The following is a 16,666-nucleotide window of genomic DNA, read 5'->3' on the forward strand; positions in this document are numbered from 1 at the left end:
TCAATGTAAATTTTATTACCAAAGCTCAAAAATACATGCAGACATCATTTGTTTACGGAGCAAATGCCTTGGTTTAGACAAACTCCACCTCGAACTAGACAATACCGAAGTTGAATATTCAATTATAAAGCATGGGCACCGCTGGCACACCCAGCAACTCGGCTATCCTGCCCATTCTAGGTGTGGCCAAACTTTCCGGTGTTGCCGTGCTGCTGACTCCAATCAATTGTTACGACTAAAAGAATGGGTTTTCTCTGGCATATTCTTCGACATTATCTTCGCATTCTTCTTCATTCATTTTCCTGCTTCTTTTCGGCCCCACTCATTTCACTAAGTGCAAAAAAGCGCAGGTGTTTCACGCCTGCGCTTACTATTTAACTTTCTATCACTTTGTTTTTGAATACTCAACATCAAACCACCACTGTGATCTCGACATTGATATTGTCTTTGGTCGCCTTCGAATACGGGCAAGTCTGGTGCGCGGCCTGCACAACCTTAGCGGCGTCATCCTGCGACAAGCCTGGAAGGTTAACCTGCAACCTGGCCTGTAATGCGTAACCTTCATCGCCGGAGGCCAGGTCTATTTCTGCGTCCACGGATGTCTCCAAAGGAAGCTTGACCTTCAAAGTAGACGCATTGATTTGCATGGCTCCGAGAAAACAGGCAGACCAGCCAGCCGCAAAAAGTTGTTCCGGATTAGTGCCTTGGCCGGAAGTTCCAGGCGAAGAAAGATTAATATCCAAGCGCCCGTCCGAGCTTTTTGCTGCGCCTTCGCGACCGCCGGTAATGTGCACTTTTCCTGTATACAAAACCTTACTAACTGATGCAGCGGCTTTGGCTGCAAAAACGATTTGATTTTCCATTGTAATTGATATTTAAGAGTTATTTTGAAATTATTGATTGATCCAACCAGCCACTTCCAGTATCGCATCGGCAAATGCTTCGGAATTAGATTTGGCTACGCCCAGTCCCAGGATAACAAATAGAAAAAAGCTTTGAAGGTAATATGGTGTTGTTTTAGTTTTCATAACTCTGCTGTTATTATTCATTTAATGGTTCAAACCTACGTTCAGATAGTAATGTATAACAGCAGTATGGCCTTTAAGTAGACAAAAAAGGAGCTGATTTAGACAGGTTGCCGGTCGAGGATTTTTTGAAAACTGACACGATGTAATCCTGTTTTTTTATCTTTGCACGCTCCAATCAATCACAAACTTCATGTAAGAGCATCTTTCTTTTTGGAAAAATAAAACAGCGCCACCACAGCGGCAGCTGAGATTGTCCACGCTAATAAAGAAAGAAATCATGCTTTATATTCATGATGTCGCTTACGCGCATCCTAACAGGGACATTTTGTTCTCTGACATAAATCTTACCATTAACAAACAAGAAAAAATTGCGCTCATTGGCCACAATGGTGCTGGCAAAACGACGCTTTTGAAAATCCTCTCAGGGAAATTGATGCCATTGGAAGGAACGGTGAAGGCCGATTCTGTGCCATATTACGTACCACAGCTTTTTGGGCAATTCAATGAATACACCATTGCGCAGGCAATGCGTGCCGCCGACAAAATCAATGCGCTAAAAGAAATCCTTGAAGGAAAAGTCACCGAAGCGAATCTCACGCTCCTTGCAGACGATTGGGCCATAGAAGAACGTTGCCAGCAGGCCCTGGCACATTGGAAGCTAGAAGGGCTGGACCTGAACCAGCGGATGGAGACATTAAGCGGCGGGCAAAAAACAAAGGTTTTTCTGTCGGGCATTATGGTTCACAACCCTGAGATCGTCCTGCTTGACGAGCCTAGCAATCATCTGGACGGCCAAGGCAGAAGCATTTTGTATGAGTATATCAATTCCACCACCAATGCATTACTTGTTGTAAGCCACGACCGCACATTATTAAATCTTTTGAATACTGTTTTTGAGCTTGACAAAGACGGCATTACGGTGTTTGGTGGTAATTATGATTTTTATGTTGACCAAAAAGCAACCGAGAATGCTGCGCTGACCCACGACCTAAAAACTAAGGAAAAGGCGCTGCGGAAGGCAAAGGAGACGGAACGTGAAACGATAGAGCAACAACAAAAACTTGATGCTCGCGGCAAGAAAAAACAGGAAAAAGCTGGCCTGCCAAAGATTTTAATGAACACCCTTAAAAACAGTGCGGAGAAAAGCACTTCCAAAATCAAAGGTGTGCATGCCGAAAAAATAGGAACCATATCCAGGGATATCAGCGAATTGCGCAGCCAACTTCCTGATCCCGGAAAAATGAAACTGGACCTGGACAATTCAGCATTACATCACGGAAAAATTCTGGTAACCGCAGAAAATCTGAATGCGGGTTTTGAAGAATCACTTTGGAAAGCACCACTTGATTTCCAGATTATGGGCGGTGACCGTATTGCAATCAAGGGACTTAATGGCTCAGGCAAGACAACCTTGATCAGGATCATTTTAGGAGATCTTCAACCGAGCTCCGGACATCTCCAACGCGCAGAATTCAAGGCAATTTATATCGATCAGGATTATTCTTTGATCGATAATGAACTGACCGTTTACCAGCAAGCGCAAGGCTATAATACGGGTGCATTGCAGGAACATGAAGTCAAAACGCGCTTAAACAGATTTTTATTTACAAAAGAATATTGGGAGAAGCCTTGCGCCACGCTCAGCGGCGGCGAAAAAATGCGCCTTATGCTTTGTGTAATGACAATCAGTAACCAGGCACCGGATATGCTTATACTGGACGAACCAACCAACAATCTGGACATTCAAAATATTGAAATCCTGATCAGCGCTATCAATCATTATCAGGGCACTTTGCTGATTGTTTCTCATGACAACTATTTTTTAGAACAGGTGCAGGTAAGCAAGGTTATCAACCTTGACGAATTAGCACAACGTGATTAATGTAAAAAGCAGGCCATTTGTTTAGCATTTGCATGATGCTTGTTCTTTTTCCAGTAAGCTTTCACACCGTATTCAAATACGTTTTGGTTGCCGTCAAGTTGTGGTAAAAAGGCAGACAACTGAATTAAATAGATTATTAATTAATCGTTGCCTTTCTTTCATTGAATAGGAATCATATTCAATTAAATGAATATTTATTCCAATATTAAAAATGTGTCGGAATGAGTAGTATATCGAACTATGGCTTCGAAGTCCAAATAAATGAAGAACATTTGTGCAAGGCAGGGATCGATACTGATCGTCACGTCGTTACATGCATACTTACTTCATTGCGTCGGCTAAACGAACCTGACGGATTGGATCTGACAGTTTCTGGACTAAATTCAGAAACAAATGAACATCCCGAGTGGGTAAACAAAGAGTTGAAAGACGGGGACATCATCACGATTAAAGTGATTACAACAGATTTTGAACCGGCTCGCCGAATTCGGCCTAAACGGTCAAAGGAGATGATGCTGAATGATAAGTTGCGGTATTACCACCAATTGAGAGAGGAATTAAAGGAACATTTGGAATGAAAGCCACAGTCTAAATTTGTCGCGACTGTATTCCGGAGGCGTGCACGAAGAGAATTATTAATTATAAATGAAAACTTACTATTTACCGGATGATCTGTTAGAAGATCCGCCAGCAAGGCCGGATGAAGTCGTGATCCGTTACTATACATCCAATCACGACACGGTCAGGAACAGGATTGTCCTGAATCAAAATATGATCAACCTCCTTATCAGTGGTAAAAAGACAATTGTCTATCCTCATGCAACGGCGGTTGTCAACTCAGGCGAGCTTGTTGTATTATCGACCGGGAATGTGCTCACTTCCGAGCTGCTTGCCGAAGCGGAAGATTTCAGCAGCATACTTTTTTATTTTAGTAATGAGGTATTTAACCGTTTTCTGATCAAATATGATCACTTAATCAGGGGCGCTTTTCAGGAAGCCAGCAAACAGCCGTTCCTGATTTTCAAGCAGGATTCTTTCATACAGCAGTTCATAACATCTTTACAACCCTCCCTGCGCAACACCAATCTTTTACCTGCCGAGATCCGTCTACTAAGAATCGAAGAACTGTTACTCTATATGCTGCAAGCAAGCCCTGAAAAGTTTCGTTCGATCCAGATCCTAACCCTCGATAAGCAAGAATTACAGATCAAAAAAGTAGTCGAAAGCCATATAGGCCAACCAACCACGGTTGACGAACTGGCATTTCTTTGTCACATGAGTACTTCGACATTTAAGAGGAAGTTCAGCGAGGTTTATCAAACCACACCTCAAAAATGGTTAATCACTAAAAAACTCGAATTAGCCGCAAGCCTGCTTAGAACCTTTGAGGAAAGTCCCTCGGGCGTTTACATGAAGGTTGGCTATCAGAATCACTCTAGTTTCTCAGAAGCATTCAGACAACACTTTGGAACTACACCCACCGACTACCAGCAAATGAATTTGAACGTCGTGCCATAGTTGTTGACCGCCTATCCCTAACCTGATGGCTCGCAGCACCGGTATCTTTGGCTCATTAAACATATTAACTATGAAAACGATGACCGAAGACAACAAAACCGTAGTAATGCGCTTCAACCAAGAAGTGATAGCAGAAGGCAAGCTTGACAGCTTCAAAGAGCTGACCGATGAGCAATTCATAAACCGCTCTGCACCCGCTGGCATGAACAATGGTGCAGATGGAATGATCTACTTTTTCAACGAAATACTCCGTCCCGCCATACCGGATATGAATGTTACGATCCATGAGCAGGTTGCGGAAGGCGATTTGGTTACTACTCGCAAAACGATAAGCGGAACCCAGACGGGTGCATTGCTGGGCGTTCCGGCAACAGGGCGAAAAATCAGCATTGATGTGATCGATATTGTCAGGATAAAAAATGGAAAATACTTCGAGCACTGGGGCATCACCTCGCTGCCGGAAATTCTATCGCAACTGCAAAATTAGAGCACCCTTTTAATGGCTATCTCCGTGCAATTTATTTATCCCCAGCTGGCAGCTTTTTCTGCTGGCTGAGGATAGTTATAAATACCCAGGCAAGGGTTTTTATAAAAAAAATAATCAGGCTAGATTCTGCATATTCTTGCGAAATGGCGAAATGCAAAATGCAGCCGCTTTTATCGCAATGAGTTAGTTTGCGACCCTTATCTACCAATGCGGAGAAGTATGAGTATTGAGAAATTATTGACCTGGATCACGCCACTTATGCTGGGAGCATTAGTGGGTCTGTACGAAATTATGCACGGACTTTTTTATGTGCTTTATGGAACACCGGACCAGAAGCGAGACTATCCGCTCGAAATTGTTCTTGGACTGCTCATTATGGCTGCATGCTTGGGAGGCCACTGGCTGATTAGACGGATCTCACATTCCAACACCCGCACCATTTGGATTACTGAATCAATACTGGTGGGCTTAGTTATATACGGTTTTTATCGTTCGTAAAGAAAATTGGAAACCTCAAATATCCGAGCATGGCTAGTGCCATTTGATCCGAAAACAGGAAAGGCATTAATAAGGTTAGACGAATATTCATTAACATTGAGGCCCTTACCAGCTTAGGTGATTTTGAATTTAAATGAGGAGCAGGCAATTAATATCATTGCCAAAACACAGGAAAGCAGTTTGGTAACATGAAATTTCGAAGAAAATGAAAGCCAACACTTTGGAAATAATTGTTGAAAAAGAACAGTTTGCGATCGCAGAAAGTATAATTTTCCGTACGGCATTTCTGCTATCGAATGGGGTTTCGATTTTAGACGACTTGAAATATTTAGAGATGGCCTTGCAAACTTTTATATCAGAAAATTATATCCAACACTCGGGCCCAAAATTATATTCAATGGATAATGATGGGTTCGAATATCAATATCCTCAATATCGTATTCAAATCACCAATACTGATTTCCCAAAATTAGAACAGTTTTTAGTCAAGTATCCACAGATTTCGTTAACCACGCAAGAAGTATTTCTTTCCGAAGAGCAGAAACAAGACTTACTGGAAGGCTTGATCGCCCAGGCGAAAGCAGAAGCAAGACAAATTTCCAACACAGGGGGTCTTAACTTAGTAGGAACTTTCAAAATGTCCAGGATTGTGTCACCGACTTCAAGTTGGAATGTAGTTTCCCCAATTGCTGTTTCCATGCATCAAAAACATGCAATTACTTACGAGTTTATCTTCAATGTTGAGCATTAAATATTCACAACCGCCGTGTGACGTATCACATTCCAAAAACGGTTTTTAGTAAGTTAGCATTTGGAAATGGCAACAGTATTTGGTTTCTTTTTTCACAAATTCGGCAAAAGCAAATTGTAAACGGACTATGCTCAAAAACGAAAATCCGATGGCCAATACGTTGATACTTGTGCATGGCTTCATGGATACAGGCAGAAGAATGACTTGGATGTCTAGGCAATTGAGCACATTGGGGTGGAAAGTTTTAACGCCCTCGCTGTTGCCCAGCAATGGTACCCAGACGATCGAGAAGCTTGCTGAACGATTAAGTCAGTTTATCCAGGAAAATACCATGGAATCTGATCGAATTGACCTCATTGCTTTCAGTATGGGAGGTTTAATATCCCGATACTATCTTCAACGCCTGGGCGGGTTGGCTAAAACAGACCGATTTATTACGATTGCAACGCCACATCATGGTACGCTTGCCGCCTATTTTCTTCCTTTGCCGGGTATCAAGCAGATGCGGCCCAACAGTCCCTTCCTTAGCGACATCAATGCTAGCCACGATCAATTGAAGCAATTAGTTTTTGTCTCATATTACAGCCCTTTTGATCTAATCATTATTCCCGCCAAGTCTTCGGTCCTGCCGACTGGAAGAGCTTCGAAAGTCCTCGCATTGATCCATCCGCTTATGATTTTCGACAGCAAACTACTCAAAAGGATAGTGTATGTGCTAGAAAATCCTGTCAATGTACAAATGAGTGAATGACTTCAAGGATTATCATATAACCATTGACGAGTTCCTGATAGACGTTCGATTTTTTGCTCAGCTAATTGAATGGTTTTTTGTTGAGACAAGAACTTATATTTGAAAATATATTTGACCGCTTTGCCTACCTGTCAGTATACAGTCGGAATCAAATGCGATGCAATTGCTAATCTTCCAGATCTGATAAGCAGAAATACGCTCCGTTTGAGTGTACTCAGACACTCAAAATAACGCCGTTATAAACAAATTAAAACGTATATCCGATACTCATTTTTGACGAAAAGTATGACCAGTTTCTACCAACATTAAATGAAGGAGCTGGTGAAATTGGTTTCACATAGTACAGGGACACGTCTATGTATAATTTGTTGAACAACCGTTGCTGATAACCCAGCGCAGCAGTCGAATAGTAATTATCGCCAACGTCATCCAAATTTAGATCTGGGGAAGAAATACTCGACAATTTAAAATTACTTCTGTTATAACCTGCTAATAGACCGGCATATGGACCGGAAAAATTACCTCCGCCTTTTCCATGTCTCGCCTGATAATTTCGCAAGAAGATCCCGTTGGTAAAGCCCCACCGCAAAATCGACAAATCCGTGATTAAAAAAGCGACTTTGAAACCCATATAACAAGCCTGCCCTTCCCCCATATTTTTTTGAACATTTGTCCGGTCGGAACCTTTGTCATAAACAAGTTCTCATATCGGTCGATAAAGCGCTGTTTTACAAGCGTATCGACTTCTTGTGAAAAAGAAACATTAGTGCTGTCCTGTGCATAAGCCAGCTGGAAAACGTTAAGCATTATCAGCGCCAAGAGAAATTTTTTCATAAATCAAATGTTAAACATCATCAAAGTATTTGTCATGCGATAAGCAAGCCTATACATTGCCTTTTTGAACCGGACATGAAATTTCCTTGCCGCCATCTGGCCATTTAAAAAATAGCCCGATATCAGCTCTGCCTGTAATGCCGTGGACGATTTTTAGACTCTTGCTGTTAAAGAGGCTTTAAAGAGCAGTAAAGGTTGTATATGGCTAAAATAAAATCGAATGCACCAGCTAAACAAAAATTCCTTGGTGAATAAAGCAGTTCACGCAAGAATTGATCTAGGACATGAATTTGAAGAGTTGAATTAAAAACGGTTCATACATTCGCAGTATCTTTATTTTATTGTCTTTAAAGCATACTAAGATGAAAGCACTCCGAACATCAGCGATAATCCTCTCATGCGTTTGTTGCCTAGCATTGTTTGCTATAAGTGTGCTCTGGTGGAAGACTTGCCATCTAAAAACCATTTCTATCGAAGACAAGGGTAAAGGTCATATCACCGCTTTCAGCACACTTAGCGATTTGGTCGAACACAGAAAATTTTGGTATCCACACCGTCGATATTATGAAGTAGCAGCCATCAAGGATGGCCCCTATATGTTTGTAGGTTATCATGAGAAGGAAAACATATTGGTGTTCGGGCACGAAACTACCAGCGGGTACACGGCGTATGGTATCGTGACGCACAAAGAGCTGAGAGACATTACATCCAGACTCTCGGAAAGAACCCGCTGGGAAGATATTAACATGATTATTTCCAAATATCCACAGCCTAAACGAGTTCCAGTAAGTAATGAGATTTTCTGAGTTAAAATTTAGTAAGTCCCAATATCAGTCATTGAAATACTAATCTTGCCAAGCCCTCTTTAGTGTTGCACAACCCCATCTCAGTGCCGCAGTCCTTAATGATCGATTCGCTTGCCAAGAATCCAAATGTCTATTACCTCCTTGCTACTGAGAATAAAATGTTGGCTATGAAAGCGAGTTGAGCTAGTGCGAATACAACAAATAGCGTAAATGAATTAACAATCCGGATTGACGGCACTGCGACGGTAACGAGAATCAGTATTGTCGTTGTAAAATGAAGAAGGGAGAATATGTAATTAGGTTTTTTGCCTGCCTTTTCAATTAACCAATATGTCATTCCAAAAGACCAAAAAAGTATTGCTAATGCAACAGCATATTGGCCCACAGTGATTACATAATAGGTATCATATAGCTGAAAGTCCAATGTATCCTGCCCAAATAACAATGCTGGCAGTATAATAAAGGGTATGCTAAGCCAGCATAAGACATAAGGCGAGGTGCGGAGAAATGTCTGCTTGTTTGAGATCATGTAGCGCTATATTTTGCTTGACAATATGAGACACGATTCAGTGATAATATTATACCCTGCCATGGAGCAAACAAACGGCTAGCCAGAGAAAAAGTATTAACCAGATGACGCGAGTTTTGCTACGATTCGACCAGTTCCTAATTGTCAAATAGATAATTGCTTCCACTGCAAGAGATGCCACCCCGGCTAGCAGGTAGTATCGAAAAGGTAGCCTTTCAGTCGGGACATTACCTTTGACTAAAACGCAAAATATAGAGAACAAGAAACTTCCAATGATCATAAACCGCCATATGTCTTTTTGCATTGCATTACGAGTAGGTTGCTTGTGTTAGACTGGTTTCCGTACAGGCTTAATCTGCGGCAATGATTTTTTTTACCGTAGCAAAATACACTGCTTTGATTTCGCCGGTTTTGTCTACGAGTAGTATGTAAGGAACTGACTAAATACTAAATTGCCGCGCAATCGGACCCTTCCAGCCCTTTAGGTCGGATAGCTGCGGCCAAGTAAGCCCGTCCTTCTTAATTGCCGCAAGCCATGCTGCTCTATCATCATCAACGGAAATGCTAACGACCTCAACCTTATTATGATCAATGGTCTTATAAAGTTCAACCAGATCCTTATTCTCATGCCGACAGGGAGCACACCAAGATGCCCAAAAATTGATCAGGCTGTATTGTTTAGTCTGACTTGGAATAACTGTTGCTTTCCCGGCTGCGTTAGGAATGTTTACTTTGGTGATCTTCTTTCCAATCGCATTTGATTCATTTCTTTCAAGAGCAGCTTTTAAACTTACGCCTTCTATCGATCCTCTCAGCTGGGTTGAAAGCACGTTAAACAGATTTTTGCTATTACCTACTCCTAACTCTTCAGTATTCATTTGGATAAGAAACAGCGATAGATAACTCTTTGGGTGTGCTGACACGTACTCACGTACGAACTCTGCCTTTTTCTGGTTAGCCATAAATTCAGATAGCCCAAGCTTGCTATAACCATTCATGGAATTTATTGCCATCAAATAATCTTTGGACTCCTGGCTGCCGGATACAGCAGTTGGCTGGATAATACCTTTATTGGAATACGGCCGTCGTTCAAATTCAACGCGAATTGGATCATTCGTTATCCACATTCCCAATCCGGCATAAGATTGTGAAGTACCAACAGTAGCCAACGCAGGGTGGGCCACACTCCCTGAAAGCTTAAAAGCACCGTCTTTCAAAGGAACATTCAAAACCTGAGTTTGCCCATCAAAAATCGTTACTTTTACTGTCTGAGATGTATCAGGGTTGGAGATGCGCCCGACTATTGTAAACCGATCAGACTGTGCAAGAAGACTTTGCATTGAGATGAAGTAAAAGAGGAAATGCCAGATCTTCATTTGTATCTTTTTTTATACAAGATACCTTAAGGGTTACTTCTTTCCAAGCCTAGTGGAAGTCTCAGAAAACCTCTCCTTAAATGATACAACTTTACCTGGTGCGGCCGCTCCTCCGTAACATTTGAGAAGTCCTACCTCCTTGTACAACATCAAGAACTTTGCCTAAACTACACCGGCACATCTCTCACCCTGTGGTTCAACATATTCCACCATTCCCACTCTTGAACAAGGGTTGTTTCAAAATTTACGGCGTTTTCCGATGGACAATTACTGTTCTATCAACCTGATTACCTAGCGTAGCAATTGGGTCGAATCAAGCATTGCTTGGACATCGAAAACTGTCCAGAACAAAAAAATAAATCGTGTTAATCTCGCATAGCCCTGACATTGCTTTCCCTTGGTGCCTATCTGATTCAACATCTTGAAAGGCGCCCAGCAGAAAAATTGTCGAATCATCCTTTACCCCTAACCTATTTATATGCGCCATCCAAGACGCGCCATACCAAAGGCACTTGACGCAATTCTATGGCTGAACAATCATCACAGAATGAGAAATTAACCTGAATCTTCAACATCCTCCGCTTCTTGGTATGGCATAGATTACGTTGCCGGAAACAGATAGGTTGTAGACTTTATCTTGAATAGCGGGAAGTGAAAGTTGCCATGTTTTTCCTTTGTCTGAGGATCTGTAAATACCTGCCGGGTGGCCACAGAACAGGTATTCACCAACCTCCGTAATGGAGGCGATATCGAGGCTTGCCGGAAGGTCAGCATCGATAGGCTGCCAGGTTTTGCCGCCGTCATAGGATGTCCGTACTCTTCTTGTTTCCGTTTCTGTATTGCAAGTGATCGCGGCAAACCCACCTTTAATGCGTTCGATAGCAATGCCCACTCCGCCCTCGTTAATCACATCAACCCAATTTTCACCATCATCTACCGACCGAATGATGCCTCTCCGGCTGGTACCCAAGAGCACTCCATTTGATTCTACCAACTTCATTACCCAGCCTCCGTCATAAACTCGCTTCCAGTTTTTTCCACTGTCATCAGATTTGAAAAGGCCCTTATCGCACCCGATAAAAACGGAATGTCCGGTCTCAAAAACGGTGCGAACGTCCTTCCCTGGAAAATCAGTATATATCGGCAACCATAAACCTGTTCCGTTTATTTTTTGCAAAAACTGGCCGCCGTAGTTGAATGCAAGCACGCCAGTTTTGCCAGGGACGATGCTGCTAAGGTTGTCTGGAGAAATGTCTTTTTTCCAAAAAGGAGCAGCGGAATTTGGTTTGCTGTAATACATTCCATTTTCGGTGTGCAGATAGATTCCATTATCATTTGCCAGGAAACCATCTCTCTGGATGCCATCTCCCGGCAAATTTTCGGGCAGCCCTTCGCTAATGTCCTGCCACGTTTGTCCGCCATCGGCAGATTTAAAAATGATGTTTGCAGCTACTGCCTTATCTCGTTTTGGATAGCTATCCGGGAGTGGGGCTGATTGTGGAAATTCTAAGGCGTGATCAAAGGCAAATGGGAATTGAAAAAGGAGCAAAAAAGCCAGGCTGTGGATTTTCATGACTAAAATGGTTTGGTGAAATGATGGCGTAAAATTATTTTAACTTCACATGTCCAAATGTAGGCACCTGCATAGCCGTTCTTGTAAATCAACTGTAAAATCTCGTTCGTCAATTGTAAAAAGAAATGTAAATGCGTGTAAATCCTGCTTTTACTGGCTTTTTCACCAACCGGCTGCTGGTGAGGGCTTGCATTGCAATGATGCTGCTTGCTATTTTCGTTAGCCCCTCTTCCTTCGCAGAACATTCGGAGCGTAACCTGCGTGTTAAGCAAGTGAACCTGTCGATCCGTCAAACCGGTCACCGGCTGCTGTTGCAGGCAGGTGACTCAACTTCACGTGTATTGCCGGTTACTGAGATTAGCGAAGGCACCTTTCTACTCAGGTTCGAAAATGAATTCATTTTTAACCACGACTCGCTCATAGCCCTCTCGCAGAGCTTACTTCCCAAAAAGCAGTTCCCGTCAGGCTACACCGTTACAGTACATGAATGCGTGAAAGGTAGCATCGTCTATGGTTTCCAGGTAAACAATTCATCACCCGACATCCTGGCTTGCACGGGTAGAAGTCAGCCCTCGGGTTGTTACACAATCGAATTTGCCTTTCCGGATTTTTATGAAAATGTAAAACGGAAGAAAGAGGATACCGACCAGCTGACTGAATCATTGAAAGCGGATACTCAGGAAAAGAATCCCAAAGTCGGAGAATTGAAAACGCCAACCTCAGACTATCACACTGGCCAGCGGACGAAAGACCCCAAATCAGTTAAAGCAAATACGCAGGAAGTCAATCCAACGCTTGGAGAATCCGAAACGACAACCGTTCACTATCCATTGATCAAGGTCGTTTACGCCGGCATTCTGGCGTTGCTGGTTGTTACCTTGCTGATCGGGCGGTTTGGGAATTTTTTTAAACCATTGGCCGGACAGAATCAAAACGACGCTATAATGCAAGAATCCGTTCCGGAATTGGCTGCGCTCGGGAAATTTTTGTTTAATGTAAAGGGTCAGCGCTTGCTTTTGGAAAGCGAGGTGGTTAGTCTTACAGACAAAGAATGCAAGGTTCTGAATTTGCTTCACCAAAATTTCGGAGAACTGATCCCCCGTGAAACGCTGATGCAGGAAGTCTGGATCAACGAAGGTGTCATCACCGGTCGCAGCCTGGATATGTTTGTGTCGAAACTTCGAAAGAAATTAAGCCGTGACCCTGAGCTGAGAATAACGAATGTTCATGGGAAGGGGTATAAGCTGGAAATACCTGAAAGACAGATTATATAAAATCTGCAGCAGCATGCAAAGTTCCTTATCCACAGATGTCATTGCTGGACAACGCCGTATTTGGTCGTTATTACTTGCCCATAAACCACCGTTCCATTGTTTAATACCGCGTATGCCCTTTGAAAAATATAGTCAAGAGTTAATTTAGAGTCAGGGACATCGGTTTTCGACTCCTGATGATTTCCTGGACTAAAAACGCCCTTGAATGATATTACCTTGCCGTTCACAATCGTTGGTTCTGAAATAACATCCGGGCTCACTATATCTAGATCATCATAAGTTGTGAAAACGACTCCATATTCCTTTACCGGAATACTCCCTACATTATCCACCACTAATTGGAACGTAAACAACGAGAACGCTCTTGTATTGCTCCTGTTGATTGGTTGTGTTGTCAAGGACGGAAGAGTCTGAGGAATCGGGTGATCCTGACAGGAAAAGTTAAAACAAAGCAGCGCAATGAACACCACACATAGGCGTGTTGCTGAATGGGAGAATTTCATTAACATATGAATTTGAATAATAATGAGAAATATAAAAATAGTTTCTATATAAGAACCGAACAAGTTACTCCTACCCAACCTGGATAACGGTCGTTTTGCACCTCATAACCCGCAGCAAGCCGCCAAGGAAATGGGGCGCGCTATCAATTCGCTGAAATTGAACGGTTTCCTTGTCAATTCACATACAGGCAATGGTTACCTGGATGAACAACGATTTTGGCCGATCCCGGAAGCTGCCGAAGCTTTTGGGCGCTCCGCTTTACATTCATCCCCGGGGTCCATCTGACGGTAGGGCCGAAAGTGGCGCATGGCAATGCAGAGCGGATCTTTCGGATTAAATATGACCTCAGTCGATTGGTAGATAGCAGAACCGATTTGCCATTTCCGGTTCCAGTCCATAGAACTCGGTGAGCTATCCATTCATAAAAATATAGTACTGGCACGTTTTTCGCTTACAACGATGTCTAACAAAACAATATCGCTATGAGCTCTAAATATGATTACAATCGCAATGGCAATTCAAACAGCGGATTTGCGCTAGGTGTGCTGGTGGGTGCTACCGTTGGGGCACTTGCTGCAATGTTATTTGCTCCAAAATCCGGGAATGAAACGCGTCAGCAGATTAAAGATCTGGCCGGTAAGCAAAAGGACAAGTTGAGAAACCAATGGGAAGACACCAAGATTAACGCCGCAATTGCGGTTGAGGAAGGCAAAGAAAAGCTTAATAGATTTGCTGATCAGACAAAAGATGTTGCCGATCAGTACGCCGAAAAAGCCAAAGGTGCTGTTGAGCATTTTAAAGATGAGACAACGGCAACTGCTGACGAATTCCAAAAACGGGATTGATTCCCAGGGTATAGATGTTTTAGAAACTGCCTTACTTGGAGTATTTTAAAAATAATGACAAAAAAAATGGGCACCCTAATGGTGCCCGTTTTTTTTCATCGCCCTGATTGTCTCTTTAACCTCATCAAAACTACTTGGCTTTACAAAAATTCCCTGAGCAGATGTACTGTAAGCATTGATAACGGCTTGTTGGTTTATCGCAGTGGTAAATGATTTCCTGAACGTTATTACTTTTATGATTTCTTCTTGATCAGATGACTATCTTTGAATATAGGAGTTGTAATTACCTGACTGCGAATTAACTGATGACTAAAAAAGACGTTGCAACAAAATATATTGAATTTCTTTCAAATGGAGCCGTTGAGAAGATAGTAAGTTTATTTACTGAGGATGGTATGGTTAGTTCACCAATTTATGGCGATAAGTTGGCCAGAGCGTTCTTTAAAGAATTGACCGATGATACAGCGAATTCAAAATTGACACTAAAAAGAATTTTTGATGATGTGGGTTCAAATGCCCTAGCCCTTTATTTTGAATATGAATGGACCGTAAGATCTGGCAAAATCGTCATATTTGATGTTGTTGACATTATTGAATTTAACACTGAAACTAAGATTGAAAGGTTAAAAATTATTTATGATACGGTGCTGGCCAGAAAGTTAATCGAAGATATCAGGTCTATGAACAACTCACAGCAGTGATTCTGCCAACAAACTTTCCCTGCAATTTAATTTTCGTAACTAACACGGTCGAACCGCCCTTAAAAAGGAGTTGTTTTTGCGGATAGCAGGCGCACTACTGACCTATGCAAAGTTTGTGGCAAAAGATAAAATAGTGATATTTAACGATAATCCCCCTACGCTGGCCACCGCACAATTCAATGGTTGACTGTCCGAAATCGAACATGCAAACTTTGAGTAAAGACCATTCTGAACGATTCAAGCCATCTTTGGAATCATGGTATAATAGTTGAATTGAGATAGTTAAAACAAACCTTAACTAGCTCAATTTGAAAACGTTCCTGATTGCATGCACCATGGCGCTTTGCCTATTCAATTCATTATCGGCGCAAACCCAAGGGGATATTCGGGAGGTCCGCGGCAATGGCAAGATTGTCTCCAAAGTTTTTCCTGTTACTGCTTTTGAAGCAATCGAAATAGAACAGTTTCCTGCAGATGTGTCGATAGAGGTTTCAGATAAAACACCTTCACTGGAAATTTCGCTGGATGATAACCTGCTTACCCGACTTAACGTTAAAAGCGAGAACGGCATCTTAAAACTGGCATTAAAAGATCCTGAGGATAAGAACTTCTGGATCAGCAAAGCAGCAATCGCCGTCAAAATTTCGACAAAAAACCTCAAAAGTCTCCGCAACGGATCAAATGGAAATGTCAATGTAAATGGCCTGAAAGGTGCCGCTTTCGATCTAATCAACGACGCAAATGGAAACATCACCCTGCAAGGCACATCAGGTACGTTTAGCCTGATCAGCCGCGCAAACGGAAGCATTAACGCTGAAAAACTGGAAGTAAACACTGCCTACGTGGTTGCTGACGCTAATGCCACCATCCGCTTGAATACACGGAAAATTCAGGCGGCTACCCAGGCTTTTGCAAGGATAGAAAATGTAAATGAATCCCCGGCTGCGCAGAAGACGAAAGTAGACATGCCGAATGCTGAGGACTCAAAGCTTGTGACACTCCAATTTATTAATGGCAATGCAGCAGCCCGGCAAATTACCCTCATATCTTATGCTCCCGGAGAGACAGGTAACGAGACGAACGGATTTACGCTGGCGCCCAACGAGAAAAAAGAAAAGCAATACAGGGTCGGCACCAGGGTGTACATCGCAAGCAAAAATCAGGTTGATCTTGTCATGAGTGGCAAGGAGTTGCAAGACAAACCCTTTTTGACTGTTCAGGAAAGTGATCAGGGTCGCAAGATCATGCTACCAGGTAAATAATCCGACCATTATCAAGTCCAATCCTATCACCATTGTAAATATCTTGA

Annotated in this window: 18 protein-coding genes; 12 read left to right on the plus strand and 6 right to left on the minus strand. The window is 42.4% G+C overall.

Annotation, left to right across the window (positions count from 1 at the left end; all coding sequences use genetic code 11):
* Positions 1–410 precede the first annotated feature (410 nt).
* Together LZG73_RS17800 and LZG73_RS25525 are read right to left on the minus strand one after the other, a co-directional pair.
* Entirely contained in the window at positions 411–863 is a 453-nt protein-coding gene (locus LZG73_RS17800; protein ID WP_233853117.1) for an organic hydroperoxide resistance protein, read from the minus strand.
* Positions 864–893: 30 nt separating this feature from the next.
* On the minus strand, positions 894–1,028 hold the full coding sequence (locus tag LZG73_RS25525; protein ID WP_255697211.1) for a hypothetical protein: 135 nt from the start codon (positions 1,026–1,028) through the stop codon (positions 894–896).
* A gap of 277 nt (positions 1,029–1,305) precedes the next feature.
* Between LZG73_RS25525 and abc-f the strand changes: the two genes are divergently transcribed.
* The 7 genes from abc-f (at position 1,306) to LZG73_RS17835 (ending at position 6,915) form a co-directional block, all read left to right on the plus strand.
* Positions 1,306–2,910, plus strand: a complete 1,605-nt coding sequence (gene abc-f / locus LZG73_RS17805) for a ribosomal protection-like ABC-F family protein (RefSeq protein WP_233853118.1) — start codon at positions 1,306–1,308, stop codon at positions 2,908–2,910.
* Between the two features lie 221 nt (positions 2,911–3,131).
* Entirely contained in the window at positions 3,132–3,488 is a 357-nt protein-coding gene (locus LZG73_RS17810) for a hypothetical protein (RefSeq protein ID WP_233853119.1), read from the plus strand.
* Positions 3,489–3,555: 67 nt separating this feature from the next.
* A complete protein-coding gene (locus tag LZG73_RS17815) occupies positions 3,556–4,428 on the plus strand; it encodes an AraC family transcriptional regulator (protein ID WP_233853120.1) in 873 nt (290 codons plus the stop codon).
* 70 nt (positions 4,429–4,498) lie between these two features.
* Positions 4,499–4,915: an ester cyclase gene (locus LZG73_RS17820; protein ID WP_233853121.1), complete on the plus strand. Its 417-nt coding sequence runs from the start codon at positions 4,499–4,501 to the stop codon at positions 4,913–4,915.
* Between the two features lie 207 nt (positions 4,916–5,122).
* Positions 5,123–5,413: a hypothetical protein gene (locus LZG73_RS17825; RefSeq protein WP_233853125.1), complete on the plus strand. Its 291-nt coding sequence runs from the start codon at positions 5,123–5,125 to the stop codon at positions 5,411–5,413.
* A gap of 205 nt (positions 5,414–5,618) precedes the next feature.
* Positions 5,619–6,164, plus strand: a complete 546-nt coding sequence (locus tag LZG73_RS17830) for a hypothetical protein (RefSeq protein WP_233853126.1) — start codon at positions 5,619–5,621, stop codon at positions 6,162–6,164.
* A gap of 127 nt (positions 6,165–6,291) precedes the next feature.
* Complete coding sequence (locus LZG73_RS17835) at positions 6,292–6,915, plus strand: lipase/acyltransferase domain-containing protein (RefSeq protein WP_233853128.1); 624 nt, start codon at positions 6,292–6,294, stop codon at positions 6,913–6,915.
* Positions 6,916–7,521: 606 nt separating this feature from the next.
* On the opposite strand, the gene LZG73_RS17840 is transcribed toward LZG73_RS17835, so the two are convergent.
* Entirely contained in the window at positions 7,522–7,749 is a 228-nt protein-coding gene (locus LZG73_RS17840; protein WP_233853130.1) for a hypothetical protein, read from the minus strand.
* Positions 7,750–8,111: 362 nt separating this feature from the next.
* Between LZG73_RS17840 and LZG73_RS17845 the strand changes: the two genes are divergently transcribed.
* A complete protein-coding gene (locus LZG73_RS17845) occupies positions 8,112–8,555 on the plus strand; it encodes a hypothetical protein (protein WP_233853132.1) in 444 nt (147 codons plus the stop codon).
* A 969-nt stretch (positions 8,556–9,524) separates the two neighbouring features.
* On the opposite strand, the gene LZG73_RS17850 is transcribed toward LZG73_RS17845, so the two are convergent.
* Entirely contained in the window at positions 9,525–10,460 is a 936-nt protein-coding gene (locus LZG73_RS17850; protein WP_233853134.1) for a TlpA disulfide reductase family protein, read from the minus strand.
* Between the two features lie 568 nt (positions 10,461–11,028).
* Positions 11,029–12,033 (minus strand): sialidase family protein, encoded by a 1,005-nt coding sequence (locus LZG73_RS17855; RefSeq protein ID WP_233853135.1) that lies wholly within the window; start codon positions 12,031–12,033, stop codon positions 11,029–11,031.
* Between the two features lie 131 nt (positions 12,034–12,164).
* Between LZG73_RS17855 and LZG73_RS17860 the strand changes: the two genes are divergently transcribed.
* The gene (locus tag LZG73_RS17860; RefSeq protein ID WP_233853137.1) at positions 12,165–13,307 is read left to right on the plus strand and encodes a winged helix-turn-helix domain-containing protein; all 1,143 of its coding nucleotides are present in this window, start codon (positions 12,165–12,167) and stop codon (positions 13,305–13,307) included.
* 38 nt (positions 13,308–13,345) lie between these two features.
* On the opposite strand, the gene LZG73_RS17865 is transcribed toward LZG73_RS17860, so the two are convergent.
* Entirely contained in the window at positions 13,346–13,810 is a 465-nt protein-coding gene (locus LZG73_RS17865; protein ID WP_233853139.1) for a hypothetical protein, read from the minus strand.
* A gap of 483 nt (positions 13,811–14,293) precedes the next feature.
* Here LZG73_RS17865 and LZG73_RS17870 point away from each other — a divergent pair, with 483 nt between their 5' ends.
* From LZG73_RS17870 to LZG73_RS17880, 3 genes are all read left to right on the plus strand, one after another.
* On the plus strand, positions 14,294–14,656 hold the full coding sequence (locus LZG73_RS17870) for a YtxH domain-containing protein (protein WP_233853141.1): 363 nt from the start codon (positions 14,294–14,296) through the stop codon (positions 14,654–14,656).
* Between the two features lie 305 nt (positions 14,657–14,961).
* Positions 14,962–15,357, plus strand: coding sequence for a nuclear transport factor 2 family protein (locus LZG73_RS17875; RefSeq protein ID WP_233853142.1), 396 nt, complete (start codon positions 14,962–14,964; stop codon positions 15,355–15,357).
* A 308-nt stretch (positions 15,358–15,665) separates the two neighbouring features.
* A complete protein-coding gene (locus LZG73_RS17880; RefSeq protein WP_233853143.1) occupies positions 15,666–16,619 on the plus strand; it encodes a GIN domain-containing protein in 954 nt (317 codons plus the stop codon).
* The last annotated feature ends 47 nt before the right edge of the window (positions 16,620–16,666 follow it).

This window comes from Dyadobacter sp. CY326 (assembly GCF_021390515.1).
GTDB lineage: Bacteria > Bacteroidota > Bacteroidia > Cytophagales > Spirosomataceae > Dyadobacter.

What these genes read in the sequence shown, in the direction of transcription:
- LZG73_RS17800 (WP_233853117.1), bottom strand. Translation starts at nt 863, where the DNA reads ATGGAAAATCAAATCGTTTTTGCAGCCAAAGCCGCTGCATCAGTTAGT.
- LZG73_RS25525 (WP_255697211.1), bottom strand. Translation starts at nt 1,028, where the DNA reads ATGAAAACTAAAACAACACCATATTACCTTCAAAGCTTTTTTCTATTT.
- abc-f (WP_233853118.1), top strand. Translation starts at nt 1,306, where the DNA reads ATGCTTTATATTCATGATGTCGCTTACGCGCATCCTAACAGGGACATT.
- LZG73_RS17810 (WP_233853119.1), top strand. Translation starts at nt 3,132, where the DNA reads ATGAGTAGTATATCGAACTATGGCTTCGAAGTCCAAATAAATGAAGAA.
- LZG73_RS17815 (WP_233853120.1), top strand. Translation starts at nt 3,556, where the DNA reads ATGAAAACTTACTATTTACCGGATGATCTGTTAGAAGATCCGCCAGCA.
- LZG73_RS17820 (WP_233853121.1), top strand. Translation starts at nt 4,499, where the DNA reads ATGAAAACGATGACCGAAGACAACAAAACCGTAGTAATGCGCTTCAAC.
- LZG73_RS17825 (WP_233853125.1), top strand. Translation starts at nt 5,123, where the DNA reads ATGCGGAGAAGTATGAGTATTGAGAAATTATTGACCTGGATCACGCCA.
- LZG73_RS17830 (WP_233853126.1), top strand. Translation starts at nt 5,619, where the DNA reads ATGAAAGCCAACACTTTGGAAATAATTGTTGAAAAAGAACAGTTTGCG.
- LZG73_RS17835 (WP_233853128.1), top strand. Translation starts at nt 6,292, where the DNA reads ATGCTCAAAAACGAAAATCCGATGGCCAATACGTTGATACTTGTGCAT.
- LZG73_RS17840 (WP_233853130.1), bottom strand. Translation starts at nt 7,749, where the DNA reads ATGAAAAAATTTCTCTTGGCGCTGATAATGCTTAACGTTTTCCAGCTG.
- LZG73_RS17845 (WP_233853132.1), top strand. Translation starts at nt 8,112, where the DNA reads ATGAAAGCACTCCGAACATCAGCGATAATCCTCTCATGCGTTTGTTGC.
- LZG73_RS17850 (WP_233853134.1), bottom strand. Translation starts at nt 10,460, where the DNA reads ATGAAGATCTGGCATTTCCTCTTTTACTTCATCTCAATGCAAAGTCTT.
- LZG73_RS17855 (WP_233853135.1), bottom strand. Translation starts at nt 12,033, where the DNA reads ATGAAAATCCACAGCCTGGCTTTTTTGCTCCTTTTTCAATTCCCATTT.
- LZG73_RS17860 (WP_233853137.1), top strand. Translation starts at nt 12,165, where the DNA reads ATGCGTGTAAATCCTGCTTTTACTGGCTTTTTCACCAACCGGCTGCTG.
- LZG73_RS17865 (WP_233853139.1), bottom strand. Translation starts at nt 13,810, where the DNA reads ATGAAATTCTCCCATTCAGCAACACGCCTATGTGTGGTGTTCATTGCG.
- LZG73_RS17870 (WP_233853141.1), top strand. Translation starts at nt 14,294, where the DNA reads ATGAGCTCTAAATATGATTACAATCGCAATGGCAATTCAAACAGCGGA.
- LZG73_RS17875 (WP_233853142.1), top strand. Translation starts at nt 14,962, where the DNA reads ATGACTAAAAAAGACGTTGCAACAAAATATATTGAATTTCTTTCAAAT.